This window comes from Pseudomonas salmasensis (assembly GCF_014268375.2).
Lineage (GTDB): Bacteria > Pseudomonadota > Gammaproteobacteria > Pseudomonadales > Pseudomonadaceae > Aquipseudomonas > Aquipseudomonas salmasensis.
Map to the genome: position 1 here is coordinate 1,965,883 of NZ_CP077083.1, position 25,045 is coordinate 1,990,927.

The following is a 25,045-nucleotide window of genomic DNA, read 5'->3' on the forward strand; positions in this document are numbered from 1 at the left end:
CTCAAATATCCAATAGCGCGCGAACAATGCCCTGCAGTTTACGGGTGAGTGGCCCAACCGACCAGCTCATCGCAGCACAGCCACGCACCGGCCAAATGCCATATACGCTGTTGCAAACGAAGACCTCATCGGCCTGTTGCAATTGCTCAACACTGATGTCGGCCACGGCCACCGGGATGCCCAGCGCTTGTGCCTGGGCCAGCACTTCGGCGCGCATCACGCCCGCAACGCCACAACGAGTCAGATCAGCGGTTAGTAACAAGCCGTTGCGCACGAGGAAAAGGTTACTGAATATGCCTTCGATCACCCGACCAGACATGTCCAGCATCAGGCCTTCGGCATGTTCGGCATCTTGCCATTCGGCACGCGCGATCACCTGCTCCAGGCGATTGAGGTGCTTGATACCGGCCAGCAGCGGCTGCTGCGCCAAACGCGTGGCACACGCAAACAGGCGCACGCCGTCGACTTCATGGGCAAGGGGATAAGCAGCGGGCGCACTGCCCTGCAAGATGCGGCGCACGGGCGCGCCAGGGTTGATGCCATAACCGCGCAAGCTGTCGCCACGGGTGAGGATCAATTTGAGAATACCGTCGCCAAGGGCGGCGGCGAAGCTCAGCACTTCGTGGCGAATCAACCCGTGATCCGCCACCAATGCCAAACGCCTGCAACCCTCTTCCAGGCGTTGCAGGTGACGGTCGAGCAGCAACGGCTGCCCGGCCTTGACGGCGATGGTCTCGAACACCCCATCGCCATACGCCAGGCCGCGATCTTTCAGGGGCACGTTGTCCGCTGGCTGACCGTCGACCCAGCTGTGCATCACTCGGCGAACCGGCGGAACACCAGGGAACCGTTGGTGCCACCGAAACCGAACGAGTTGGAAATCGCCACGTCGATCGGCATGGGCTGCGCTTCGTGGGGCACGAAGTTCAGGTCGCAGCCTTCGTCCGGCTCATCAAGGTTGATAGTCGGCGGAGCGACCTGATCCCTGATTGCCATCACACTGAAGATCGCCTCGACCGCGCCCGCCGCACCCAACAGGTGGCCGGTCATGGACTTGGTGGAGCTGACCGCCAGCTTGTAGGCATGCTCGCCGAACACCGACTTGATGGCCTCGGCTTCCGCCAGGTCGCCGGTCGGGGTCGAAGTGCCATGGGCGTTGATGTACTGCACCTGGTCGGGGTTGACCTTCGCATCGCGCAGGGCATTGGTGATGCAACGCGCAGCACCCGCTCCGTCGGCCGGCGGTGAGGTCATGTGGTAGGCGTCACCGCTCATGCCAAAACCGATCAGTTCGGCGTAGATGGTAGCGCCACGCGCCTTGGCGTGCTCCAACTCTTCGAGCACCAGCGCACCGGCACCGTCGGACAGCACGAAGCCGTCACGGCCTTTGTCCCACGGACGGCTGGCACGGGTCGGCTCGTCGTTGCGGGTCGACAGCGCACGGGACGCGCCGAAGCCGCCCATGCCCAGGCCGCACGCGGCCATTTCGGCGCCGCCAGCGATCATCACATCGGCTTCGTCGTAGGCAATGTTGCGCGCCGCCATGCCAATGCAATGGGTGCCGGTGGTGCACGCCGTTGAAATCGCGTAGTTAGGCCCCTGTGCCCCCAGATGGATGGACAGAAAGCCGGAAATCATATTGATGATCGAGCCCGGTACGAAGAACGGTGAAATTCGACGTGGGCCAGTCTCATGCAGCGTGCGGCTGGTTTCTTCGATATTGGTCAGACCGCCAATACCCGAACCCATGGCCACGCCGATGCGGTCACGGTTGGCGTCGGTGACTTCCAGGCCGGCGTTACGCACTGCCTGAAAACCGGCAGCCAGGCCGTACTGAATGAACAGGTCGAGCTTGCGGGACTCTTTGATCGAGAGATATTCCTCGACATTGAAGCCCTTTACCGAGCCGCCAAAACGGGTGGAATAGGCAGAAAGGTCCGTGTGTTCGATCAGACCAATACCACTGCGGCCAGCCAGAATGCCCTGCCAACTGCTCGGCACATCCGTACCCAGTGGCGACAACATACCCATACCGGTGACTACGACGCGTCTACGCGACACAGCACTCTCCTTTTTCTAATGACGACACTTTTTCATCGCCGCTAAAGAAAAAACCGCACGCCGTTACAGCAGTGCGGTTTTTCCCTGACAGCAAGCGACGACTACAAACTATTACGCCTGGTGGCTAGTAACGTAGTCGATGGCAGCTTGAACAGTAGTGATTTTTTCAGCTTCTTCGTCCGGGATTTCGGTCTCGAATTCCTCTTCCAGAGCCATCACCAGCTCAACGGTGTCAAGGGAATCGGCACCCAGGTCTTCTACGAAGGAAGCAGTGTTGACCACTTCTTCTTCCTTAACGCCCAGTTGCTCGGCGACGATTTTCTTGACGCGCTCTTCGATGGTGCTCATACCTTGTTTAACTCCTAATGGACAAATTCAGGCAGCTGGCCAGTGGGTAAGTGTATAGAAAGCCATTTCAGCTTTTCAACTGAAAGCTTCACCCTGTACCCGGTCGGCCACCTGCCTATAAATTAAGTTGCAGCTTTATAACGGATTTTAGACAGCTCGTATGACATTTTTTTGAAGCGATCCGTCACAATTTAACTCATGTACATCCCGCCGTTAACCGGGATTGTAGCCCCAGTCACGTATGCCGCACCGTCGGATGCCAGGAAAGTGACCACATTCGCGATCTCTTGGGCCTGGCCCAGACGGCCCAGCGGAATCTGCGTCAGCAAGGCTTCGCGCTGTGCTTCCGGCAGTTCGCGGGTCATATCGGTGTCGATGAACCCTGGGGCCACCGAGTTGACCGTAATCGACCGCGAGCCGACTTCACGCGCCAGTGCACGGCTGAAACCTTCCAGGCCGGCCTTGGCAGAGGCATAGTTTACTTGGCCTGCGTTGCCCATGGCACCCACTACGGAGCCAATATTGATAATTCGGCCCCAACGCGCCTTGGTCATGCCACGCAAAACGCCCTTGGACAGGCGAAACAGACTGTTCAGGTTGGTATCGACCACGTCGTACCACTCGTCGTCTTTCATGCGCATCATCAGGTTGTCACGGGTGATCCCGGCGTTATTCACCAGGATAGCCGGCGCACCGAACTGGGCAGTGATCTGGGCCAGTACGGCAGCCACGGATTCATCGCTGGTCACATTCAGCTCAAGACCGGTGCCTTGCACGCCGTTTTCCTTAAGGGTCGCGGCGATACGCTCGGCGCCCGAGGCGGAGGTGGCAGTGCCGATCACAACGGCGCCCTGACGGCCCAGCTCCAGGGCGATGGCCTGGCCAATGCCACGGCTTGCGCCGGTAACCAGTGCAACTTTACCTTGCAGACTCATGCAGGCTTCTCCTAAGTACGGGATTCAGGCCAGTGCCGCGCGAGCGGCAGCGAAGGCTTCAGGGGTATTGAGGTTGGCGGTCGACACACCGTCGGCGCAGCGCTTGTTCAAGCCGGCCAGGACTTTACCCGGGCCGCACTCGACCAGTTCAGTGGCACCGTTGGCGGCCAGGGTCTGGACCGACTCAACCCAGCGCACTGGCTTGTACAGTTGCTCCAGCAGGTCGCGCTTGAGGGTGTCGAGGTCGGCGGCCACGGCCGCGCTGACGTTCTGCACCAGCGGGATCTGCGGCGCCTGCCAGTTGATGGCCGCGATAGACTCGGCAAAACGCTCGGCAGCCGGGCGCATCAGTTCGCAGTGGGACGGTACGCTCACCGGCAATGGCAGGGCACGCTTGGCGCCACGGGCCTTGCAACCTTCGATGGCGCGCTCGACAGCCGCCTTGGCGCCGGCGATGACCACCTGGCCTGGGGAGTTGAAGTTCACCGCGCTGACCACTTCGCCTTGCGCCGCTTCGGCGCAGGCCTCGATCACCACCGCGTCGTCCAGGCCCAGGATAGCGGCCATGCCGCCCTGCCCGGCCGGAACGGCTTCTTGCATCAGCTGACCACGACGCTCGACCAGCTTGACCGCTTCAGCCAAGGTCAGGCTGCCCGCGGCTACCAGGGCGCTGTATTCGCCCAGGCTGTGACCCGCGACGAAGGCAGGGCGTGCGCCGCCTTCTGCCAGCCACAAGCGCCACAGGGCGATCGAGGCGGTCAGGATGGCCGGCTGGGTTTTATCGGTTTGGTTGAGCAGTGCTTCCGGCCCTTGCTGGGTCAGAGCCCATAGGTCGTAACCCAGGGCGTCGGAAGCTTCCTTGAAGGTGTCCAGGATCAGCGGAAATTGCGCGCCCAGCTCGGCCAACATGCCGAGGGACTGCGAACCCTGCCCTGGAAAGACGAATGCGAGGGATGTAGACATGTAACAAGCCCCTAATGATCTGGTCGTCAAAAATGCTCGCGCCTACGGTGGGCGCGAACGAAACTGACAGATTGGATGGTCAATTGAACTGGCCGGTCACATTTAAGCACTCCCGGGCCAATTCGCCTAAGGCAACAGATCCTCAAGACGGCCGTGCAAGCGTTGCGGCAGGTTCTCTTGAATCTCGATCAAGGCCCGTGCAATTGCACTTTGAAAACCCAGCACACCGGCCGAGCCATGGCTTTTTACCACAATGCCCTGCAAGCCAAGAAAGCTTGCACCGTTATGCCGTGCTGGCGCCAGGTCGGCCTGCAAGCGTCGCATCAAGGGCAGCGCCAAGGCACCCACCATACGTGACGCCAGGTTGCGTTTGAACAAAGCTTCAATACGCGTGGCAATCATAGTTGCCAGGCCTTCGCTGGACTTGAGCAGGATATTACCGACAAAGCCGTCGCACACCACCACGTCAGCTTCGCCACGGTACAAACCATCGCCCTCGACAAAGCCGATGTAGTTCAAACCCCGCGCGCCTTGCAACAAGGTGGCGGCAAGCTTGACCTGCTGGTTGCCCTTGATGTCCTCGGTGCCGATATTGAGCAGGGCCACCCTGGGGCGGGCTACGCCGAGCGCCTCGGCGGCCACCGAGCCCATCACCGCGAACTGCAACAGGTGCTCGGCGCTGCAATCGACATTGGCGCCCAGGTCCAGCAGTTGGCAATAGCCCTTCTGCGTCGGGATCGCCGCCACCATGGCGGGCCGATCAATACCCGGCAAGGTTTTGAGCACATGCCGCGACAACGCCATCAACGCGCCCGTGTTGCCGGCACTGACACAGGCTTGCACCTTGCCATCACGCAACAACTCAAGGGCCACCCGCATTGAAGAATCGGGCTTGCCACGCAGGGCAACCGCCGGCTTTTCGTCCATGCCGATGGTTTCGCTGGCTGGCGTAATCGTCAGGCGCGCGCGATCCACCGCCGGATGGCTGGCAATCAGTTCTTCAAGTAGGGAAGGTTGACCGACGAGGGTCAGGTGCAGCGAGGGCGTGGCAGACAGGCTGGCAATGCAGGCCTGAACAATGCTGCGGGGACCGAAGTCCCCGCCCATTGCGTCAATCGCGATGACTTGAGCAGACAAGTGATTACTCGTCAGCGCCCTTGTCGATCACTTTACGGCCACGGTATACGCCTTCTGGCGATACGTGGTGACGCAGGTGAACTTCACCAGTGGTCTTTTCCACAGACAGGGTGCTAGCCTCGAGAGCGTCGTGCGAACGGCGCATGTCACGGGCGGAGCGGGATTTTTTGTTCTGCTGAACAGCCATAATTGATTAACTCCTAAACGTTTGGGTCACGCTTTAACTGCGCCAATACACTGAACGGGTTGGACCGCGTTACCTCGTCCTCGCTCGGCTCGGCCTCGTCATCGAGACCCTCCGGCTGCTGGCATTCTTCCGGATGATGAGCAGGCACAATGGGCAAGGCGAGCAAAAGCTCCTCCTCGATCAGTGCATGCAGATCCAATGGATCTTCGCCCAGTTCCAGCACGTCATAACCTTTCGGCAACGACTGGGTATTCGCACCCTCTTTCACCACAGCATAACTGCATTCGCTGTGGATCGGCAGGGTGACCAGCTCAAGACAACGCTGGCAAACCATTTTGACTTCGGTGTCGATAACGCTGTGGATTACCACAGATTTACGTTCATCTCGTTCAAAAACGAATTGTGCCTGCACCGTACCGACAGTGTCGGAAAGCGGGTCGCAGAGTCTCTCCAAATCGGCCAGCAGCACTTCACCTTGAAGGGTGGTGCCACGATCAGCCAATTTGCGCGGGTCAACGTGAGGTGGAATCGGGTCATTCAACATAGGCGCAGCATTATAGGGATGCACCCGGCCATGTCAAAGGAAATTCAGCCCTGTGCGTCAGCCGGTCACGTCGCTAGAATCGGCGACTGCCTTGAGGAGACGTATATGCCGCCTTTATTACTCGCGTCCAGCTCGGTTTATCGCCGGGAATTACTGAGCCGCCTGCACCTGCCGTTCACCTGCAGCTCGCCGGATATCGACGAAAGCCACCGCCCGGACGAGTCCGCCATCGAACTGGTCAAGCGCCTGGCCGAGCAAAAGGCCCGCGCCCTCGCCGCCAGCCATCCTGGCCATTTAATCATTGGCTCGGACCAGGTCGCCGCATTGGAGGGCCGAATCATCGGCAAGCCTCACACCTTCGAAAATGCCCGCGAGCAACTGCTGGCGGCCAGCGGCAAGCGCGTGAGCTTCCTCACGGGCCTGGCACTGCTCAACAGCGAGACCGGCCACTGCCAGGTCGACTGCGTGCCGTTTACCGTGCAGATGCGCGAACTGGATGCAGAACGTATTGAGCGCTACCTGCGGATCGAGCAGCCTTATGACTGTGCGGGCAGTTTCAAGGCAGAGGGACTGGGTGTGAGCTTGTTCCAGAGCACTGAGGGACCGGATGCGACTAGCCTGGTTGGGCTGCCACTGATTCGGCTGGTGGACATGCTGCTGACCGAAGGCGTACAGATCCCTTGAAACCATCGTAAAACAATGTGGGAGCTGGCTTGCCTGCGATAGCGGTGTACCAGGCGACACTTATATCGACTAATCCATCGCTATCGCGGGCAAGCCCGCTCCCACAGTTGACCTACACCAAGCTTGGAATTTCAGCGCAGGGACGGCCCCTGGAAGCCCATGTACAGGGCTAGCTTCTCCGCCACACTGGCACCGAGCTTCTTGGAGAACCGATCAAACGGCGATTCCTCAACCGTAAAATCCACCAACTCCTTCTCTCCCACCACATCCCGCGCCACCGAACTGGCACTGCCCAGGCCATCGATCAGGCCCAGCGGCAACGCCTGCTCACCCGACCAGACCAGGCCGGAGAACAGCTCCGGATGATCCTTATCCTTCAACCGGTCACCACGCCCCTGCTTGACGCTGGCAATGAACTGACGATGGGTAGTGTCGAGCACGCCCTGCCAGAACGCGGTTTCATCCGCCTTCTGCGGCTGGAAAGGATCGAGGAACGACTTATGTTCACCTGAGGTGTACGTGCGACGCTCCACCCCCAGCTTCTCCATGGCACCGACAAAACCGTAACCGGCCGCTGTCACACCGATAGAACCCACCAGGCTGGCCTTGTCGGCATAGATCTGGTCCGCAGCGCTGGCAATGTAATAGGCGCCCGAGGCACCCAGGTCCGAGATCACGGCATAGAGCTTGGTATCCGGATGCAAGGCGCGCAGACGACGAATCTCGTCATACACATAGCCCGACTGCACCGGGCTGCCGCCTGGGCTGTTGATGCGCAGGACCACGCCTTTGACCTTGGGGTCCTCAAACGCCGCGCGCAGGCTGGTGACAATATTGTCGGCACTGGCGGGCTCCTTGTCGGCAATCACGCCGCGCACTTCGATCAAGGCGGTGTAATGACTGCCACGGGTGGCGCTCTTTTCCATGTCCATCAGCGGACTGAACAGCGCCAGCATGCCAAGCAGGTACACAAAGGTCAGCAGCTTGAAGAAAATCCCCCAGCGCCGCGAACGCCGCTGTTCCTGGACGCTGGCCAGGAGCGTCTTCTCCAACAGCTTCCAGCTTTTATCATCACTGCTCTCGACCTTTTCAGGCGCTTTCCACTCGTCACTCATGCCATTAACCCCAGCAAAGACTTATCGGGCCCGGCTGAGCCAGGCTTGCAGTTCGGAAAAATGATCAATCGTCAGCCTCGGCTCGTATTGCTGCAACGCCTCGGCAGACTGGGCGCCGTAGCTGACGGCGACACTGTCCATGCCTGCATTGCGTGCCATCATCAGATCGAAAGACGCATCGCCCACCATCAACGCCTCGCGTGGCGTTACGCCACAGTGCGCAAGGATCTGCTCTAGCATCAAGGGATGAGGCTTGCTGGCGGTTTCATCCGCAGCGCGGGTGATATCAAAGTAATCCTCCCAGCCGTGGGCCTTGAGCACACGGTCCAGGCCGCGACGAGCCTTGCCGGTGGCGACCGCCAGGTGATAACCCTCAGCGCGAAACGCTTCCAGCGATTGCACCACGCCTTCAAACAGCGGCGAAGGTGTAGCTTCCAGCGCAATGTAGTGGTCGGCGTAGTGCTCGCGAAACGCTACCAACTCGGCGTCGCTGATGGCGGGGTACAGGGTGCGAATGGCTTCTGGCAAGCCCAGGCCGATAATGCCCTTGACTGCCAGGTCCGTGCACAAGTCAAAGCCCGAGCGGGTCGAGGCCATGTGCATGGACTCAACGATGCGGCCAATGGAGTTGGCCAGCGTCCCGTCCCAATCAAAGATCAGCAGCTTGTAGTCAAGGTGCGACACTCAAACGCTCCACGGTCTTGGCCCACATTTCATCGACCGGCGCCTGCAATTTCAGCTCGCCGCCATCGGGCAGCGGCACGGTGAGCATGTAGGCGTGCAGAAACAGGCGTTTGCCGCCCAGGTCGCGAATTTCCTTGGAGAAATCTTCGTCGCCGTACTTGGTGTCACCGGCGATGCAGTGGCCCGCATGCAGGGTGTGCACCCGAATCTGGTGGGTACGGCCGGTGACCGGCTTGGCCTCCACCATCGTGGCAAAGTCACCGAAGCGACGCAGCACCTTGAACAGGGTCAGGGCCTCTTTGCCCTCCTCGTCCACTTCGACCATGCGCTCGCCGGAGCGCAGGTTGCTCTTTTGCAACGGCGCACGCACGCTCTTGATCGAACTGGCCCAGTTGCCGCGCACCAGCGCCATGTAGCGCTTGTCCACGCCATCACCACGCAGGGCGGTGTGCAGATGGCGCAACATGCTGCGCTTCTTGGCGATCATCAACAGGCCGGAGGTGTCGCGGTCCAGGCGATGGACCAACTCCAGCTCCTTGCAATCGGGGCGCAATTGACGAAAAGCTTCGATCACGCCGAAGTTCAAGCCACTGCCGCCGTGAACCGCAATACCACAGGGCTTGTTGATCACGATCAGCTTGTTGTCTTCGAACACGATCGACGCTTCCAGGCGCTGCAACAGCCCCTGGGCCAGCGGCACCGGCTCGTCGCGCTCAGGCACGCGCACCGGCGGCACGCGGACGATATCGCCCGCCTGCAACTTGTACTCAGGCTTGATGCGCCCCTTGTTCACGCGCACTTCGCCTTTGCGCAAAATGCGGTAAATCAAGGTCTTGGGCACGCCTTTGAGCCTGGCCAGGAGAAAATTGTCGATGCGTTGGCCGGCATATTCCGGCGAGACCTCAAGCAGCTGGACGCTGGGGGTCGGGGGGGTGGTAGTCGTCATGGCGGCGATGATAACAATTTTTTATGGAATTGAAGCACTTAATCATTACTGCTATAGTCGCGAACGCCGCCAAAAGCGGCCTGGACAGAGGACATGCGGCAAACTGCCGGCCCTGACCATCGCAATTCATCAGGACGCGAGGCCGTCCTACGGGGCTTTCGCCACCCAGGAAGGCTCAAGATTGTAACAAGCGCAGGTGACATGAGGCCTGAAGCGAGTGCAGAAAGCAGAGTGAATACTCGCCTTTTGCGCCGATATTTACGGCCAGTTCACAAAGTGCAGTCAGTTTTGAGCCAGACCATGGCGAATGCTTCGGAAACAACGCCTGTTAAGAGCTGAGTGAGAGCGCAACCGCCCACACCTAGTCTTGTTTAGCCATGAGCGTGGACTCCCCATTGGAGAACACGGTAAATGCCAACCCGCTGCGGATTCTGCGCGCGGCAGCACCCGAATTATCAGGGATACGTGTAGGGTGGAGATGCACAACCGTCGGACTGTGTAGCACTAGGCTTGTTTTAGACGCTTCATCTCGTCCACAGTCGCCGGTTGATTCCTCCTCCTGACCTTAGCTTTTGTTGAAGTGGTGCCTTTGTCACCACCGCTAACGAGCAGGACGCGTCCGTCGCGATACCGGCCCAATTGGCCGATTTTGCTGGACACTGGAGTGGCCAACCACTCTTGACGCACCTGACACCGACCGTGAGAAGTCGTGTGTGCCGAACGCCGTTTCCGGCAGCCCGGAAACCGACGGTACAACATGAAAAGAATGCTGATTAACGCAACTCAACCCGAAGAGTTGCGTGTTGCACTGGTAGATGGCCAACGCCTCTACGACCTGGACATCGAATCCGGTGCACGCGAGCAGAAAAAGGCCAACATCTATAAAGGCCGTATCACTCGCATCGAACCAAGCCTTGAGGCTGCCTTTGTCGATTTCGGCTCCGAGCGCCACGGCTTCCTGCCCCTTAAAGAAATCTCCCGCGAATACTTCAAGAAAGCCCCCGAAGGCCGCGTGAACATCAAGGACGTCCTGAGCGAAGGCCAGGAAGTCATCGTCCAGGTCGAAAAAGAAGAACGTGGCAACAAGGGCGCGGCCCTGACCACCTTCATCAGCCTCGCCGGTCGTTACCTCGTGCTGATGCCGAACAACCCACGTGCCGGCGGTATTTCCCGTCGCATCGAAGGCGAAGAGCGCAACGAACTGCGTGAAGCGCTGAACGGCCTGATCGCACCGGCCGACATGGGCCTGATCGTGCGCACTGCCGGCCTTGGCCGCAGCAGCGAAGAAATGCAGTGGGACCTCGACTACCTGCTGCAACTGTGGACCGCTATCAAAGAAGCGTCCCTGGATCGTTCCGCGCCGTTCCTGATCTACCAGGAAAGCAACGTGATCATCCGTGCCATCCGCGATTACCTGCGCCAGGACATCGGCGAAGTGCTGATCGACAGCGTTGAAGCCCAGGACGAAGCCCTGACCTTCATCCGCCAGGTGATGCCGCAGTACGCCAGCAAGATCAAGCTGTACGAAGACAGCGTGCCGCTGTTCAACCGTTTCCAGATCGAAAGCCAGATCGAGACCGCCTTCCAGCGCGTGGTCGAACTGCCTTCCGGCGGCTCCATCGTGATCGACCCGACCGAAGCCCTGGTGTCCATCGACATCAACTCGGCGCGTGCGACCAAAGGCAGCGACATCGAAGAAACCGCCCTGCAGACCAACCTGGAAGCGGCTGAAGAAATCGCCCGCCAACTGCGCCTGCGTGACATCGGCGGCCTGATCGTGATCGACTTTATCGACATGACCCCTGCCAAGAACCAGCGCGCCGTGGAAGAGAAAGTCCGCGAATGCCTGGAAGCTGACCGCGCTCGCGTGCAAGTGGGCCGTATCTCGCGCTTCGGCCTGCTGGAAATGTCCCGTCAGCGCCTGCGCCCATCCCTGGGCGAGAGCAGCGGCATCGTTTGCCCGCGTTGCAACGGCACCGGCATTATCCGTGACGTTGAATCGCTGTCCCTGGCGATCCTGCGCCTGATCGAAGAAGAAGCCCTGAAAGACCGCACTGCCGAAGTTCGCGCACAAGTGCCGATTCCGGTTGCGGCCTTCCTGCTCAACGAAAAACGCAACTCGATCACCAAGATCGAACTGCGCACCCGTGCCCGTATCGTCATTCTGCCGAACGATCACCTCGAAACGCCGCACTTCGAAGTCCAGCGCCTGCGTGATGACAGCCCGGAAGCCCACAGCGGCCAGTCCAGCTATGAAATCGCCGCGGCTGCTGCCGAAGTCGAAGAAGTCCAACCAGCCGCTGCGACCCGTACCCTGGTTCGCCAGGAAGCGGCCGTGAAGACTGCGCCGGCCCGCGCCAACGCACCGGTACCGACCGAAGCCGCCGCCCCGGTTGCCGCGCCAGCCGCCCTGCCTGAGCCAAGCCTGTTCAAGGGCCTGGTGAAGTCGCTGGTCAGCCTGTTCGCCACCAAGGAAGAGCCTGCCGCCCCGGTTGTGGTTGAAAAACCTGCCACCGAGCGCCCGGCGCGCAACGAAGAACGTCGCAACGGTCGCCAGCAGAGCCGTAACCGCAACGGCCGCCGTGACGAAGAGCGCAAGCCTCGCGAAGAACGTGCCCCGCGTGAAGAACGCGCACCACGTGAAGAGCGTGCGCCTCGCGAAGCCCGTGAAGAAACCCCGACCGTAGCCCGTGAAGAACGTGCACCGCGTGAAGAGCGCGCCCCACGTACCCCACGCGCTCCACGTGAAGACCGCAAGCCGCGTGGCGAGCGTGAAGAACGTGTGCGTGAACTGCGCGAGCCTCTGGACGCGGCACCTGCCGTTGCCGCTGCCGCAGCCGTTACCACCGAAGAACGCCCGGCCCGCCAGCCGCGTGAAGAGCGCGCACCCCGCGAAGAGCGCCAACCGCGCCCGCCGCGTGAAGAGCGTCAACCACGCGCCGAGCAAGCCGCTGCCGCCAGCGAAGAAGAAGTACTGACCGGCGAAGAGCAACTGCAGGAAGACGGCCAGGACAACGCCGAAGGCGATCGTCCACGCCGCCGCTCCCGTGGCCAGCGTCGTCGCAGCAACCGTCGTGAGCGTCAGCGTGATGCCAACGGCAACGTGATCGAAGGTTCGGAAGAAGCCGGCGAAAACGCAGAAACTGCCAACAACGAACCAACAGGCGCCGAACTGGCTGCCGGCCTGGCCGTTACCGCTGCCGTTGCCAGCTCGGTCATCAGCGCTCCTGCTGAAGCCCAGGCTCACGAGCAAGCCGAACGCGCTACCGCTGCTGTCGAAGACACTGTCGCCGTAGAAGCACCAGCCGCCGAAACCCCAGCGGTTGAAGTGCCGGTTGTTGAAGCGCCAGTTGTTGAAGCCACAACCCCTGTCGAAGCCCCAGTGGTTCCGGAAGTGGAAGTTGCCCCGGTTCGCGATGCACAGCCAGAAACCGAAGTGGTTGCCGTTGAACCGGCTCCAGTGGTTGAGCCTCAGCCAGTAGTCGAAGCGGCTGTAGAAGCTCCGGTAGTCGAAGAAGCAGCCCCGGTCGTGCGCGAAGTTCGTGAAGAACAGACCGCCTTCCAGTGGACTGCCGAACCGGCTGCCCCGGTTGAAGCGCCAGCACCTGCCCCAGTGGTAGAAGAAGCGCCGGCACCGGTTGCCGAAGTCGTCGCCGAGCCAGCCCCAGTGGTTGAGCCGACGCCGGTTGCGGAGCCTGCGCCCGTGGTTGAAGTTGAAGCCCCGGTGGTTGCCGAAGTGGCCGCCCCTGTGGTTGAAGCTGCACCTGCAAGCGCCCTCACCGAAAACGGCCGTGCGCCGAACGACCCACGTGAAGTGCGTCGTCGCCGCAAGGAAGCCGAAGCTGCTGCAGCCGCAGCCCAGGCGGTAGAGCACAAGGCCCAGGAAGCAGAGCACGAGCCTAAACCCCTCGTCTGATTCCACCAGCCCCTAAAAAGCCCCGCCTGAGTGATCAGGCGGGGCTTTTTTATGGCTGGCTATCTCGACTTGAAATGCAATCACTGTGGGAGCTTGCCTGCGATAGCGGCGGTTCAATCGACAAACATCTCGAATCTGCCACCCAACGGTAACCACGATGCGAAGCGAGCCGCTCTTGATCTTGCTCTGCTTTTGATCTAAGGCGCCCCGTTAAACCACGCTGGCCGAACGCAGGCTTGAATTCGTGGGTAACCCGGCAGGACGCCGGGTTAGCCGCCCCGCGCCATGGATGGCGCGTGGCGGCGGCCCACGGATTCAAGCCTGTGTTCGGGCACACCGAGCCTAAGCGAGGTGCCGAGTGGTGGGGCAAGAGCGTTTTGCTTACTTTTGCGCTTTTCAAAAGTGAGCCGCCGTCAGGGCGGAACCCTAAGTGGCCGTTACCTAAATAACGGATATGTACCCGCTCCAACTGTGTTGACTGTTAGGCCGTCTTCGCAGGCAAGCCAGCTCCCACATTTGGATCGTGGTGCGTCAGGTAGATAAGCGCCGGCTGTCCGGCCGTCACGGGAGCAAGCTCCCTCGCCACAGGTCCAGCGTCGGCTCTAAATTGTGTAGATACCTATTTCTATCGCAGGCAAGCCAGCTCCCACACTTAACCTGCGGTAAAACTCAACCGTTGCGGCACATCCACATCCCACAGCACGCCAGGATCATCCATCTGCACGCCCCGCACCTGCGCTTGTGCGAACAAAGGCTTCGCGCCACGGTCCCCGGTCAACGCCATCAATGCGGGCCCACATACACGCGCGAAAGCCACCGGATGCCCATACTGCCCGGCATGCACCGGCACAGTGATGCTTCCCGGATCGGCCAGCACACGCTCAATCGTCGCGGATCGAATAAACGGCATATCCCCCAGCACCACTAGCCAGCCCTCTGACGAAGCGCTGGCGGCAACAGCTGCGGCAATGCTGTCGCCCATCCCGGCCGACTCCAGCAGCAGGACCTTGCAACCATACGCCTCAGCCAACCGAATCACCTCACGACGCTCCGGCAAGGTCACCACCCAGCGCTCAACAAGCGTCGCCGGCAGATTCATCAGCACCTGCTCGATGACCGGACGGGTAACGCCGTCCAGCCCCACACAAGCGGCAAGCAACTTATCTTGATCAGCTCCAGCTTCAGCACGAAAACGACTGCCCTGCCCCGCCGCCAGCACAATTGCGGTCACCGTCACTCGGCCACCACTGCCAACGGCTTTTTCTGCATCGGTGCCACGCCATTCTTGATCGCAACAATTTCCGCCATCAGCGACAGCGCAATTTCCGCCGGCGTATGGCTGCCGATGTGCAGGCCGATCGGCCCGTGCAAACGCGCGATGGCCTCCGCCGACAAGCCCAGCGCGGCCAGGTTCTCCCGTCGTTTCTGGGTATTGACCCGCGAACCCAGGGCGCCGATATAGAACGCCGTGGAGCTCAGCGCCGTCAGCAACGCCATGTCATCCAGACGTGGATCGTGGGTCAGGCAGACAATAGCCGTGCGTTCATCGGTATGAATATTCAACACCGCCTCGTCGGGCATGCCCGGCACAAAGCGGCCATGCTGGTCTTCCCAGCCGTAGACGAACTCTTCGCGGGGGTCGCAGATCAGCACTTCGAAATCCAGCAGACGTGCCATTTCCGCTACGTAGCGCGACAGCTGCCCGGCGCCGATCAACAGCAGGCGCCAGCGCGGGCCATAGATGGCGCGCAAGCGTTCGCCGTCGAAGCTCACCACATCGGTCTTGCTGGCGGCGCTCAACGTCACCTCGCCGGTGGCCAGGTTCAGCTCGCGAGCGACGATCTGATGATCTTCACAACGCGCCAGCAGCGCTTGGACCCAACCCCACTCGTCCACGCGCTCCTCGGTAAGCCGCAGGGTGCCGCCGCAGGGCAGGCCAAAACGCGCCGCCTCGTCGCGAGTGACGCCGTAGGTCACCAACTGCACGGGCGGGCCGTCAGCGGGTAAGCGGCCGTCCTGCAGGCGCGCGATCAAGTCATCCTCGATGCAACCGCCAGACACCGAACCAATCACCACACCATCACCGCGCAGGGCCAGCATCGCTCCCGGCGGGCGCGGCGCGCTGCCCCAGGTTTGCACCACGCTGTACAACATCACGCGCTGCCCGGCGCGGCGCCATTGCAGCACGCTGCGCAGGACGTTCAGATCCACACTGTCCATCAGGCCTCCGGTAAGTACTGTCGCGTTCACTGTAAACCAAAAATATCGGTTGTATCCCGCCAGAAACGCAAACGCCCCGAACCAGTCGGGGCGTTTGCAGATAGCATGGGCGTCAGTTCACGCCAGCAGCCACTTACTTGACGACAGGCGCCGGGCCTTCAGCCACGCCCAGGTCATCGAGCTCGCGGGTTTCGGAGATACCGGTACCGCCAGACGCCAGCTCGCTTTGCAGCTTGTCGGTGTCCAGCTCCTTGACCCACTTGGCCACAACGATGGTGGCAACGGCATTACCCACCAGGTTGGTCAGGGCACGGGCTTCGGACATGAAGCGGTCGATACCCAGGATCAGCGCCAGGCCCGCAACCGGCAGGTGGCCGACGGCCGACAGGGTGGCGGCCAGTACGATGAAGCCCGAACCGGTCACGCCAGCAGCGCCTTTGGACGACAGCAGCAGCACCAGCAGCAGGGTGATCTGGTGAGTGATGTCCATGTGGGTGTCGGTCGCCTGGGCGATAAACACGGCCGCCATGGTCAGGTAGATCGACGTACCGTCGAGGTTGAAGGAGTAACCGGTTGGAATCACCAGGCCGACCACGGACTTCTTCGCGCCCAGGCGTTCCATCTTGATCAGCATGCGTGGCAGGGCGGATTCGGAAGACGAAGTGCCCAATACGATCAGCAGTTCTTCACGGATGTAGCGGATCAGCTTCAACACGCTGAAACCGTGAGCGCGGCAGATGGCGCCCAGCACCAGCACCACGAACAGGATGCAGGTGATGTAGAAGCAGATCATCAACTGGCCCAACTGCACCAGGGAACCGACACCGTAGGCGCCGATGGTGAACGCCATGGCGCCCAAAGCACCGATTGGCGCGAGCTTCATGATCATGTTGATGATGTTGAACATCACGTGGGCGAAGCGATCGATGAAGTCCAGCACCGGCTTGCCGTAGGCACCCAGGCGGTGCAGGGCGAAACCGAAGATCACCGAGAACATCAGCACTTGCAGGATGTCGCCGTTGGCGAAGGCGCCGACGATGGTGTTCGGGATGACGTTGAGGATAAAGCCGACGATGCTCTGGTCTTTACCGGCGGTGACGTAGGCCGCCACTTTGGAAGCGTCCAGGGTCGCGACGTCGATGTGCATGCCGGCGCCCGGCTGCACCACGTTGACCACGACCAGGCCAATCAGCAGGGCTATGGTGGACACGATTTCGAAGTAGAGCAGCGCGTAGCCGCCGGTCTTGCCCACCGACTTCATGCTTTGCATGCCAGCGATGCCGCTGACCACGGTACAGAAGATGATCGGGGCGATGACCATTTTGATCAGCTTGATAAAGCCGTCACCCAGTGGCTTGAGGGCCACGCCGGTCTGCGGGTAGAAGTGGCCGAGCAAGATACCGATAACGATTGCGACGATCACCTGGAAATACAGGGATTTGTAGATTGGCTGACGAGTCGTCATTGCAAAGTTCCTCAATCGTCCCGTGTGGCAAATATCCGCCATTGCCCACGGCACTTGAATTGCGAACCCTCCTGCACTGGAGGGATTTGTTGTTTGCCAAGCCTGTAGGAACAAGCCTGCGCTGTAATCCTTATCGCAAACAGCGTGCCACTTTGCTTAAACGCGCTAGAGGCCTTTAGACATCAGGGCTTGGGGATTACGGGCGACTTTGAAGCGTGCAACAAGGTGGCGGATTTCCGCCCACTCATCCTGTCTCGTCCTACAATTTGGCGGATATCCGCCTTGTCGCCCCGCCGGGTGATGGCTACCATCCGCCACTCCATGGATGAGGCCCTCGCATGCGTGAACGTACCATCGCCAGCCATTACGCCCGAGCGGCCCTCGGCGGTGCGCGCCGGGCAGGTTTTGACTACTCGGGGGTGTTGCAGCAGGTGGGTATCACCCCGGAACTGCTGACCGAGCCCCGCGCCCGCATCGCTCCAGAGCAATTTACCCGCTTGTTGCAAATGCTCTGGCTGGAGCTGGATGACGAATACCTGGGGTTCGCCGAAGGGCCGAGCAAACGTGGCACCTTCGCCATGATGTGCCATGCGCTGATTCATTGCCGCACGCTGGAGAAGGCGCTGGAGCGCGGCTTATTGTTTTATAGCCTGTTCCCGCAAGGCCCGCGCTGGCAGCTGACCAAAGAAGGCGATATGGCGCGCCTGAGCCTGGACGACTCGCAGCTATGGGACCCGGACCACTTTCTCAGTGAATGCCTGCTGGTGATCTGGCATCGCCTGGGTAGTTGGTTGATCGGCCAGCGTATCCGGCTGCAGCAGGCCACCTTCAGTTACCCGATGCCAGCCCATGCTGGTGAATACGACCTGCTGTTCCCCTGCCCCCAGGTGTTCGGTGCGCCGACCAGCAGCCTGGTGTTTCCCAGCTGTTACCTGAGCCTGCCGCTGTTGCAGGATGAACGCACCCTCAAGCACTTCTTGCAGCGCTCGCCTGCCGACTTGCTGTCGCGCCCGGATGAAGGCGACAGCCTGAGCAGCCAGTTGCGCCGCCTGTTGAGCCGCGACCGTACGCCCTGGCCAGACCTGGAAGCCGTCGCCCAGCACTTGCACATCAGCCCACAGACCCTGCGCCGTCACCTGCGCGAAGAAGGCACGAGCTTTCAGGCATTGAAAGATGAGTTACGCCGGGATATCGCCATTTACCACCTGGGGCGGGCGGATTTGTCTTTGCAGGAGATCGCCGAGCAGTTGGGGTTTTCCGAACCGTCGGCGTTTCATCGGGCGTTCAAGAAGTGGACAGGGCTGACGCCGGGGGCCTACAGAGCGCAGGAGAGTTAGAGGTGTATGGGCTGGGAGGGCCTCATCGCAGGCAAGCCAGCTCCCACAGTTGATCGGGTTTACAAATTTTGATGTGTGAATACATTCAAGTGTGGGAGCTGGCTTGCCTGCGATGAGGCCAGTGCAGATCACAAGGCAGGAAAGTGAATCCTGAACGCCGCCCCACCCAGCGCTGAATCCCCCAACGTCAACCGCGCGTGATAGCTTTCGATGATGTCCTTGACCACCGCCAACCCGATGCCCTGGCCCGGGTGCTGGCGGTCGAGCCGTTCGCCGCGCTGCAGGATCCGTGCACGCTGGTCCGGTGGTACGCCGGGGCCGTCATCTTCGATACACAGCTCAATGCCATCGAGGTTTTCCACCAGGCTGATACGCACTTGCTTGAGGCACAGGCGGTAGGCGTTTTCCAGCAGGTTGCCGAGCATTTCGAGCAACGCGCCCTTCTCGATGGGTACCTCGCAGGCCTGCGGCAAATCAAAGGTCACGGTGACCCGCTTGTCGCGATAAACTTTTTCCAATGTATCGCACAGGCTTTGCACCACCGGCTCCAGGCGGACCTGGTGGCGCACCAGGCCACTTTTACGCAGGCTGGCACGCTGCAACTGGTAACCGATCTGCTGGCTCATGCGTTCGATCTGCGATTGCAGCACCCACGCCTGGCTACGTTCTTCGGGGCGCTGGGCCATGTCTTCGCTCACGCCCTGCAACACCGCCAGTGGCGTTTTCAGGCTGTGAGCCAAGTCATCAAGGGAGTCGCGGTAGCGCGCACGTTGTTCGCGCTCGCTGTGCAGCAAGCGGTTCAGGGAGCCGGTCAGGCGCAGCAGTTCGCGGGGGTGTTCTTCGCTGAGGCTTTCGCGGGTGCCGCCTTCGATCTGGTCGAGTTCATGGCTCAGGCGTCGCAGGGCTTGCAGGCCCCAGGTCAGGCCCAGCCACAACAGCGTCAACAGCACCAGCAAGGCCGCGCCGAACCCGAGGTAGAGGTTCTCGCGCAGGCCTTCGAGGGTCAGTTGGTATTCGCGTACCGGCTGCAGGGCGACAATGCTGAACGCCGCGCTCTTGCCTCCCAGCAGCCGGACCTCGACGTCATACACAAAGAATTCCTGGCCATTGGCCTCGCGAATCCGCGCAAATTCATTGCCGCGCCCGTCGTAGCGCGGTTTGTAGTTGATGTTTTCTTCCTGGGTTGCCCGCGAGCGCCATACCAGATGGCCTTCACGGTCGTAGATATAGCCCAGCAGCCGACTGTCGGTGAGGTTGAAACGCTCATCGGGCAACTGCGCCGGCATCAGCAGGCGGTTATTGTCGACCCGCGCCGCAGATATCAGGGTGGTCACGTCCGACGCCAGGCGCTGTTCGATGGAATCCTGCAGCGCCAGGCTGAAAGCGCCTTGCATGGCCGGCAACAAGCCGAGCATAAACAGCACGGCCAGGGTGGCGGCCGCCAGCATCAGGCGCACACGTAGCGAACGAATCAACGGCAGCGCTCATTGAACAGGTAGCCCAGGCCACGCACGGTGTCGATCGGTTTGAACCCGGCCGGGCCTTCCAGCTTGCGGCGCAGGCGGCCGACCAGCACTTCGATCACGTTTGGGTCGCGCTCGTCGTCATCCGGGTACAGTTGCTCCATCAAGCGGTCCTTGGCGACCACTTGCTGATGATGACGCATCAAGTATTCGAGGATCCGATACTCATAGGCGGTCAGCGCCAGGGGCTGCTCGTCCAGGGACGCTTGCTTGCGGTTGAGGTCCAGCAGCAGCGGCCCGGCAACGATAGTCGACTGGGTAAAACCGCTGGAGCGGCGCAACAAGGCGTTCATGCGCGCTTCCAGCTCTTCGAACTGGAACGGCTTGACCACGTAGTCGTCGGCCCCGGCCGCCAAGCCTTCAACCTTGTCCTGCCAGTTGCCGCGGGCGGTCAGGATCAGGATCGGGAAGGTCTTGGTCTGGGTGCGCAACTGGCGAATCAGGTCCAGGCCGCCCATGCCGGGCAGGCCAAGGTCGATGATCGCCAGGTCATGGTTGAATTGGCCGGTCTGGTACAGGGCTTCTTCGGCGTTGGCCACGGCTTCGACCACATGCCCGCTGTCGGTCAGGCGGGTAAACAGGTGATGACGCAACAGCGCCTCATCTTCCACCACCAGCAATTTCATAAGGTTCTCCACTGCAATTCAACTAACCGACAGGGGGATATCATAGCGGCCCTGAAGCTCTTGGGGGCGCAGTTTTATGCCATTGTAGTGGCCAGTCAGGTGCGCGTAGCCGCTGCGATAGTCGGGTTGCGCAGGGGTAGCGCCCAGGGCCTGGCCCCATGGCGCAGCCTGAGTGCCAGCGTCTTCGAAGCTGACGCGATGGATCAGGTTGCTGGATTTCTTGGTTTTCTCGCTGCCAAAGGCCGCAAAGGCGCCATCGGACGCCTGCACACCGGCAGTGGCGCCGAGCATGGTCAAGGCCAACATCAGCTTTTTGATCGCAGTCATGGTGGTTACCTCATACGCGTTTTGGCTGTGAGGTCCAGACTACGCAGGCGCCCCTGAACTCCCCCTGAACAGGCTCTGAACCGCAGCTGAACCGCACCGGGCTATCCACTGGCGCACCAACTCGGCAAAATACCGCGCATGACGCCCCTACCCGCTTGCTGCACCCCACTCGATGATCATTGGCCGTTGCCGGTTCCCTTGCCGGGCACGGTGTTTTTGAGCACGCGATTCGACCCGGCTTTATTGAGCCCCGGCGATTTCCAGCGCTGCGATGTGCCACCGCCTGCGAGCATCCAGCGCTCGGTCGCCAAGCGCCAGGCGGAATTTCTCGCCGGCCGCCTGTGCGCGCGCGAAGCGCTGCAACGACTCGATCATCTGCACTGCATCCCAGCCATCGGCGAAGACCGCGCCCCGGTCTGGCCAGGGCATATCAGTGGCTCCATCACCCACAGCACCGGGCACGCTGCGGCGATTGTCGGGCACAAGGCACAATGGCGCGGGCTGGGCATGGACCTGGAGCATCTGCTGTCACTGGAGCGGGCCGAACGCCTGGCCGGGGAAATTTTGACCGCCGATGAGCTGCAGCGCATGGCTGCCCTGCCCCGTGAGCAACACGCCTTGCTGGTGACGCTGACGTTTTCGGTGAAGGAAAGCCTGTTCAAGGCGCTCTATCCGATCGTGCACAAGCGCTTTTATTTCGAGCATGCCGAGGTGGTGGAGTGGTCAGCGGCTGGGAGGGTGCGGTTGCGGTTGCTGACCGATCTTTCGCAAGAGTGGGGCCATGGCAAAAAGCTGGAAGGGCAGTTTGTGTTGCAAGGGGAGCAGTTGTTGAGCCTGGTGGCTATCGCAATGTAGGAGCGAGCTTGCTCGCGAAAAACTCACAGGCGCCACGTTTATTCAGGCAGCACGCGTTATCGTTGAGGTTTTTCGCGAGCAAGCTCGCTCCTACAGTTGGGTGTCAGGGCTTATCCTGATCCCTGGGCCAGCTCAGGCTGAAGCACGCCCCGCCCAGGTTGTTGCTCTTGCTGATCAGCGCCCGCCCGCCGTGCCAATAGATAATCCGCCGCACGATCGACAAGCCCAGGCCATGGCCGCCAGAGGCGCGGGTACGGCTGTCGTCCAAGCGCAGGAACGGCGTGAAGATCCGCTCCCAGGCGCTTTCCGGCACACCCGGGCCGTCGTCTTCCACATCGATACGACAGCGCACCTGCCCTACCTGATAACTGATCAGCACTTGGCCTTTGGCATGGCGCATGGCGTTACTCACCAGGTTTTGCAGGGCGCGGTGCAGGTAGCGCGGTTCGGCATCGACCCAGGCGTCATCCCAATGTGCCGATGACAGGCAAATGCCGCGGGTGACGGTGACCTGCGGGCGCAATGGCGATAATTCGCCAATCACCTGGTCGAGCAATACATTAAGGTCCACGCGCTGGAAATTCAGCTCCGGCGCGCCCTGCTCCAAGCGGGCATAAGTGAGCATCTCGTCCACCAGGCCATCGAGGTCCTGGATATCGCCATCCATGCCTTCCAGGTATTTGCGCCGGGCTTCGGGCGTGGCAGCGTCACCGATCATCTCCAGGCCAAAACGCAGGCGCGCGACCGGTGTGCGCAGCTCATGGGAGACCGCGCGCACCAGCTCACGCTGGATCGCCAGCAATTGCTGCAGGTGCTCGGCCATGCCATTGAAGGCTGCTGCCAGACGACCGACCGAGTCTGCACCGCGAGCGGGTACGCGCACTTCCAGGTTGCCCTTGGCAATACGCGTGGCCGCTGCCTCCAGGCCTTTGAGCCGGCGCTCAAGCTGACGCACCAGCAGATAGACGATCAAGCCGATCAGCGTCAGGCCGATCAAGGTGATCAGGATCAGCCATTGCGCCGGGTACGGGTTCATCTGGTACAGCGGGCCGATCTCCAGTACCCACGGGGTGCCGACCATGCCGGCAAACACCCGAATCGAATCGCCGCCCTTGCCCAGCGCCATCACCGTATCGCCCTCCGCCACGCGACGACGCTGGTCGTCGTCCATGTCGGCCTGGTCAAGGGCCGTCAGGTGCATTTCAAAACCAAAACCCTTGGCGTGTTTAATATCGGCCAGGCGCTGGGGCTGTTCGGCCACCGGGAAACGCACCAGTTCGTCGGCCAGCAGGTAAATAGTCGCACGGGCCAATTGCTCGCTGATCTGCTGCACTTCGCCGGTAAGCACCAATTGCTCTTGCTCGCTGACCAACCGCAGCACCCGCGCCGCATGGGGGCCTGTCTGTTCCACCAGGACCTGGCCGCGTTGCAGGCGGTTGCGCTGGCCCAGGTCCAGTTGCGCGTCGGTGAAGGTGCGCAGCTCCAGCGGAATGCCCAGCAAACGCTCCCACATCGCCAAGGCGCGCTGGCGTTCAATGGCACTCATGGGTTGCAGGTTATCGCCCATTAACGCAAAGGTGCCGTGGGCCAAGCGCTCACGGTACTGGCCGCTGCGCACGTCATTAAGCAGGTGCAGCGCCAGGGCGCCGAGCAGCGCCACCAGGATCAGCGCCGCGCACATGCCGCCGTAGATGCGCAGGAAGATCGAGTTCATAGCGGCATATCGGCAGCGGCTTCGGGGACAAACAGGTAGCCTTTGCTGCGGATGGTCTTGATCAGGCGTGGGTGGATCGGATCGTCGCCGATCTTTGGCCGAATGCGCGAGATACGCACGTCAATGGAGCGATCCTGGCCGTCATAACCGATACCGCGCAGGGCAATGAAGATTTCTTCGCGGGACAGGATGCGCCCGGCGTTCGCGACCAGCAGCCACAACAGGTCAAACTCGGCGCTGGTCAGTTCGATGCTGCCCTCCTGCAACCAGGCTTCGCGCAAGGCATTATCCACCACCAGCGGGCCAAACTGCAGGCGGCGCTGGTTCTCCACCGTGGCGGGTAATACCGGCTCGCTGCGGCGCAACAGCGCCTGGATACGCGCCAGCAACAAGCGCGGGCGCACGGGTTTGCACACGTAGTCGTCGGCGCCCATGTCCAGGCCCTGCACCTGGTCCATGTCGTCGGTGCGCGCGGTGAGCATCAGGATCACGCCGTCATAGCGCTCGCGCACCTTGCGGCAGATGCTCAGGCCGTCTTCGCCGGGCAGCATCAGGTCAAGGATCACCAGGTCCGGCTGCTCGGCGATGATGCGCGCCGCGGCCTTGGCACCATCGCCTTCCACCGACACCCGCAGGCCGTTGCTTTCCAGGTACTCACGGGTCAACTCGGCGAGTCGCTCGTCGTCCTCGACGATCAGTATCTGCCAGGCTTCTTGCTCCATGCGCTACCTCGGTTCTCTATTGTAGGAGCGAGCTTGCTCGCGAAGAACGCAAGGGCACCGCATTTATCCAGGTTTGCTGCATTATCGTTGACGATTTTCGCGAGCAAGCTCGCTCCTACAGTTGTCATGTGGAGCAAGCATGCTATTGCCCTGATCAAGGCCGATTGTAGCCATGCACCGGCCCTTGAACACAAGCCGGGAAATCCATTCGGTCATGGCGATTTTTTGTGGTAGGGTTCGCGCCCTCAAAATTCCCGCTGGCAGTTTCTACCCGGGAATATTCGGTGACAAACGGTGTAATCCAGTAGTAATGCGGCCTACACGGGTGTTCCATGATTCATACACATTTTACCCACAGCGTTATCCACAGGTAGTGCGTTGCTAAGCCCCCCAAAACGCATTATCTTGTACCTCTGCGCTAAAAAAACCCTACATGTAGGGTTTTCAGCGAAAAGACCAAACACATTTCAGACAAGAAACTCAAGCGCTTTCTTGCTCGCGTTTGGTTGAACCAAAGCATTTTTTGAAAGCCCAAACCGCGCACGCGGATGGCAACCGTTTTCCAGCCCGATTGGCAGAAAACGGTACGGGTGTTGCAGGGCTTGAATGGGGCCACTGTCACCCACTACGAATACGGCGAAGGGCTCCCCGGCCCCGAACCAAAGACTTCGGCATGGAAGCGGCGCGATGAGCTCCCTTCCTCCTGTCCCGAAGTTGTTATGCCAGGCCAAGGCCT

At 60.9% G+C, this 25,045-nt stretch carries 23 protein-coding genes; 4 read left to right on the forward strand and 19 right to left on the reverse strand.

Translation table 11 applies throughout. The annotated features are described in order from the left end of the window. Position 1: 1 nt before the first annotated feature. The 8 genes from pabC to HU731_RS08655 all read right to left on the reverse strand — a co-directional run bounded on the left by pabC (position 2) and on the right by HU731_RS08655 (position 6,175). Positions 2 to 817 (reverse strand): aminodeoxychorismate lyase, encoded by an 816-nt coding sequence (gene pabC / locus HU731_RS08620; RefSeq protein WP_186608934.1) that lies wholly within the window; start codon positions 815 to 817, stop codon positions 2 to 4. Next, positions 817 to 2,061, reverse strand: a complete 1,245-nt coding sequence (gene fabF / locus HU731_RS08625; RefSeq protein WP_186608932.1) for a beta-ketoacyl-ACP synthase II — start codon at positions 2,059 to 2,061, stop codon at positions 817 to 819. Before fabF ends, pabC begins: the two co-directional genes overlap by 1 nt. 111 nt (positions 2,062 to 2,172) lie before the next feature. Next, a complete protein-coding gene (gene acpP / locus HU731_RS08630; RefSeq protein WP_003175607.1) occupies positions 2,173 to 2,409 on the reverse strand; it encodes an acyl carrier protein in 237 nt (78 codons plus the stop codon). Between the two features lie 191 nt (positions 2,410 to 2,600). Next, positions 2,601 to 3,344: a 3-oxoacyl-ACP reductase FabG gene (gene fabG, locus HU731_RS08635; protein WP_003189275.1), complete on the reverse strand. Its 744-nt coding sequence runs from the start codon at positions 3,342 to 3,344 to the stop codon at positions 2,601 to 2,603. Positions 3,345 to 3,368: 24 nt separating this feature from the next. Then, a complete protein-coding gene (gene fabD / locus HU731_RS08640) occupies positions 3,369 to 4,307 on the reverse strand; it encodes an ACP S-malonyltransferase (RefSeq protein WP_003189272.1) in 939 nt (312 codons plus the stop codon). A gap of 126 nt (positions 4,308 to 4,433) precedes the next feature. Next, positions 4,434 to 5,444: a phosphate acyltransferase PlsX gene (gene plsX / locus HU731_RS08645; RefSeq protein WP_082239708.1), complete on the reverse strand. Its 1,011-nt coding sequence runs from the start codon at positions 5,442 to 5,444 to the stop codon at positions 4,434 to 4,436. Between the two features lie 4 nt (positions 5,445 to 5,448). After that, the gene (gene rpmF, locus HU731_RS08650; RefSeq protein WP_003179396.1) at positions 5,449 to 5,631 is read right to left on the reverse strand and encodes a 50S ribosomal protein L32; all 183 of its coding nucleotides are present in this window, start codon (positions 5,629 to 5,631) and stop codon (positions 5,449 to 5,451) included. A 13-nt stretch (positions 5,632 to 5,644) separates the two neighbouring features. Beyond that, complete coding sequence (locus tag HU731_RS08655; protein WP_032893131.1) at positions 5,645 to 6,175, reverse strand: YceD family protein; 531 nt, start codon at positions 6,173 to 6,175, stop codon at positions 5,645 to 5,647. Positions 6,176 to 6,280: 105 nt separating this feature from the next. On the opposite strand from HU731_RS08655, the gene HU731_RS08660 reads away from it, so the two are divergent. Further along, positions 6,281 to 6,859, forward strand: coding sequence for a Maf family protein (locus HU731_RS08660; protein WP_186608930.1), 579 nt, complete (start codon positions 6,281 to 6,283; stop codon positions 6,857 to 6,859). Positions 6,860 to 6,990: 131 nt separating this feature from the next. Here the strand turns inward: HU731_RS08660 and HU731_RS08665 are convergent, their stop codons facing one another. Genes HU731_RS08665 through rluC form a run of 3 tightly spaced genes read right to left on the reverse strand, consistent with a single transcriptional unit; the run spans position 6,991 to position 9,604 of the window. Continuing rightward, positions 6,991 to 7,974, reverse strand: a complete 984-nt coding sequence (locus HU731_RS08665; protein ID WP_186608928.1) for a S49 family peptidase — start codon at positions 7,972 to 7,974, stop codon at positions 6,991 to 6,993. A 21-nt stretch (positions 7,975 to 7,995) separates the two neighbouring features. After that, the gene (locus HU731_RS08670; protein ID WP_186608927.1) at positions 7,996 to 8,658 is read right to left on the reverse strand and encodes an HAD-IA family hydrolase; all 663 of its coding nucleotides are present in this window, start codon (positions 8,656 to 8,658) and stop codon (positions 7,996 to 7,998) included. Continuing rightward, entirely contained in the window at positions 8,645 to 9,604 is a 960-nt protein-coding gene (gene rluC / locus HU731_RS08675; RefSeq protein ID WP_014719568.1) for a 23S rRNA pseudouridine(955/2504/2580) synthase RluC, read from the reverse strand. Before rluC ends, HU731_RS08670 begins: the two co-directional genes overlap by 14 nt. A 757-nt stretch (positions 9,605 to 10,361) precedes the next feature. On the opposite strand from rluC, the gene rne reads away from it, so the two are divergent. Then, a complete protein-coding gene (gene rne, locus HU731_RS08680) occupies positions 10,362 to 13,520 on the forward strand; it encodes a ribonuclease E (RefSeq protein WP_437180731.1) in 3,159 nt (1,052 codons plus the stop codon). Between the two features lie 652 nt (positions 13,521 to 14,172). Here rne and HU731_RS08685 read toward each other — a convergent pair. The 3 genes from HU731_RS08685 to HU731_RS08695 all read right to left on the reverse strand — a co-directional run bounded on the left by HU731_RS08685 (position 14,173) and on the right by HU731_RS08695 (position 17,205). Then, positions 14,173 to 14,757: a nucleotidyltransferase family protein gene (locus HU731_RS08685; protein WP_186608925.1), complete on the reverse strand. Its 585-nt coding sequence runs from the start codon at positions 14,755 to 14,757 to the stop codon at positions 14,173 to 14,175. Next, positions 14,754 to 15,740: an XdhC family protein gene (locus tag HU731_RS08690; protein ID WP_186608924.1), complete on the reverse strand. Its 987-nt coding sequence runs from the start codon at positions 15,738 to 15,740 to the stop codon at positions 14,754 to 14,756. The genes HU731_RS08685 and HU731_RS08690 overlap by 4 nt, the downstream gene beginning before the upstream one ends. Positions 15,741 to 15,873: 133 nt before the next feature. Then, the gene (locus HU731_RS08695) at positions 15,874 to 17,205 is read right to left on the reverse strand and encodes a dicarboxylate/amino acid:cation symporter (RefSeq protein ID WP_003189258.1); all 1,332 of its coding nucleotides are present in this window, start codon (positions 17,203 to 17,205) and stop codon (positions 15,874 to 15,876) included. A 338-nt stretch (positions 17,206 to 17,543) separates the two neighbouring features. Here HU731_RS08695 and HU731_RS08700 point away from each other — a divergent pair, with 338 nt between their 5' ends. Next, complete coding sequence (locus HU731_RS08700; RefSeq protein ID WP_186608923.1) at positions 17,544 to 18,542, forward strand: AraC family transcriptional regulator; 999 nt, start codon at positions 17,544 to 17,546, stop codon at positions 18,540 to 18,542. A gap of 128 nt (positions 18,543 to 18,670) precedes the next feature. On the opposite strand, the gene HU731_RS08705 is transcribed toward HU731_RS08700, so the two are convergent. The 3 genes from HU731_RS08705 to HU731_RS08715 are packed head-to-tail and all read right to left on the reverse strand — an operon-like array spanning position 18,671 to position 21,018. Next, positions 18,671 to 20,017 carry an ATP-binding protein gene (locus HU731_RS08705; RefSeq protein ID WP_019817208.1) on the reverse strand — a complete coding sequence of 449 codons (1,347 nt, stop codon included), beginning with the start codon at positions 20,015 to 20,017 and terminating at the stop codon, positions 18,671 to 18,673. Continuing rightward, the gene (locus HU731_RS08710) at positions 20,014 to 20,691 is read right to left on the reverse strand and encodes a response regulator (protein ID WP_003193559.1); all 678 of its coding nucleotides are present in this window, start codon (positions 20,689 to 20,691) and stop codon (positions 20,014 to 20,016) included. Before HU731_RS08710 ends, HU731_RS08705 begins: the two co-directional genes overlap by 4 nt. Positions 20,692 to 20,709: 18 nt before the next feature. Continuing rightward, a complete protein-coding gene (locus HU731_RS08715) occupies positions 20,710 to 21,018 on the reverse strand; it encodes a hypothetical protein (RefSeq protein ID WP_186608922.1) in 309 nt (102 codons plus the stop codon). Positions 21,019 to 21,156: 138 nt separating this feature from the next. Here HU731_RS08715 and HU731_RS08720 point away from each other — a divergent pair, with 138 nt between their 5' ends. After that, on the forward strand, positions 21,157 to 21,873 hold the full coding sequence (locus HU731_RS08720) for a 4'-phosphopantetheinyl transferase family protein (RefSeq protein ID WP_186608920.1): 717 nt from the start codon (positions 21,157 to 21,159) through the stop codon (positions 21,871 to 21,873). Positions 21,874 to 21,976: 103 nt separating this feature from the next. On the opposite strand, the gene HU731_RS08725 is transcribed toward HU731_RS08720, so the two are convergent. Together HU731_RS08725 and HU731_RS08730 are read right to left on the reverse strand one after the other, a co-directional pair. Continuing rightward, positions 21,977 to 23,587, reverse strand: a complete 1,611-nt coding sequence (locus HU731_RS08725; RefSeq protein WP_186608917.1) for an ATP-binding protein — start codon at positions 23,585 to 23,587, stop codon at positions 21,977 to 21,979. Further along, positions 23,584 to 24,309 carry a response regulator gene (locus tag HU731_RS08730; RefSeq protein ID WP_186608915.1) on the reverse strand — a complete coding sequence of 242 codons (726 nt, stop codon included), beginning with the start codon at positions 24,307 to 24,309 and terminating at the stop codon, positions 23,584 to 23,586. The genes HU731_RS08725 and HU731_RS08730 overlap by 4 nt, the downstream gene beginning before the upstream one ends. Positions 24,310 to 25,045: the final 736 nt, after the last annotated feature.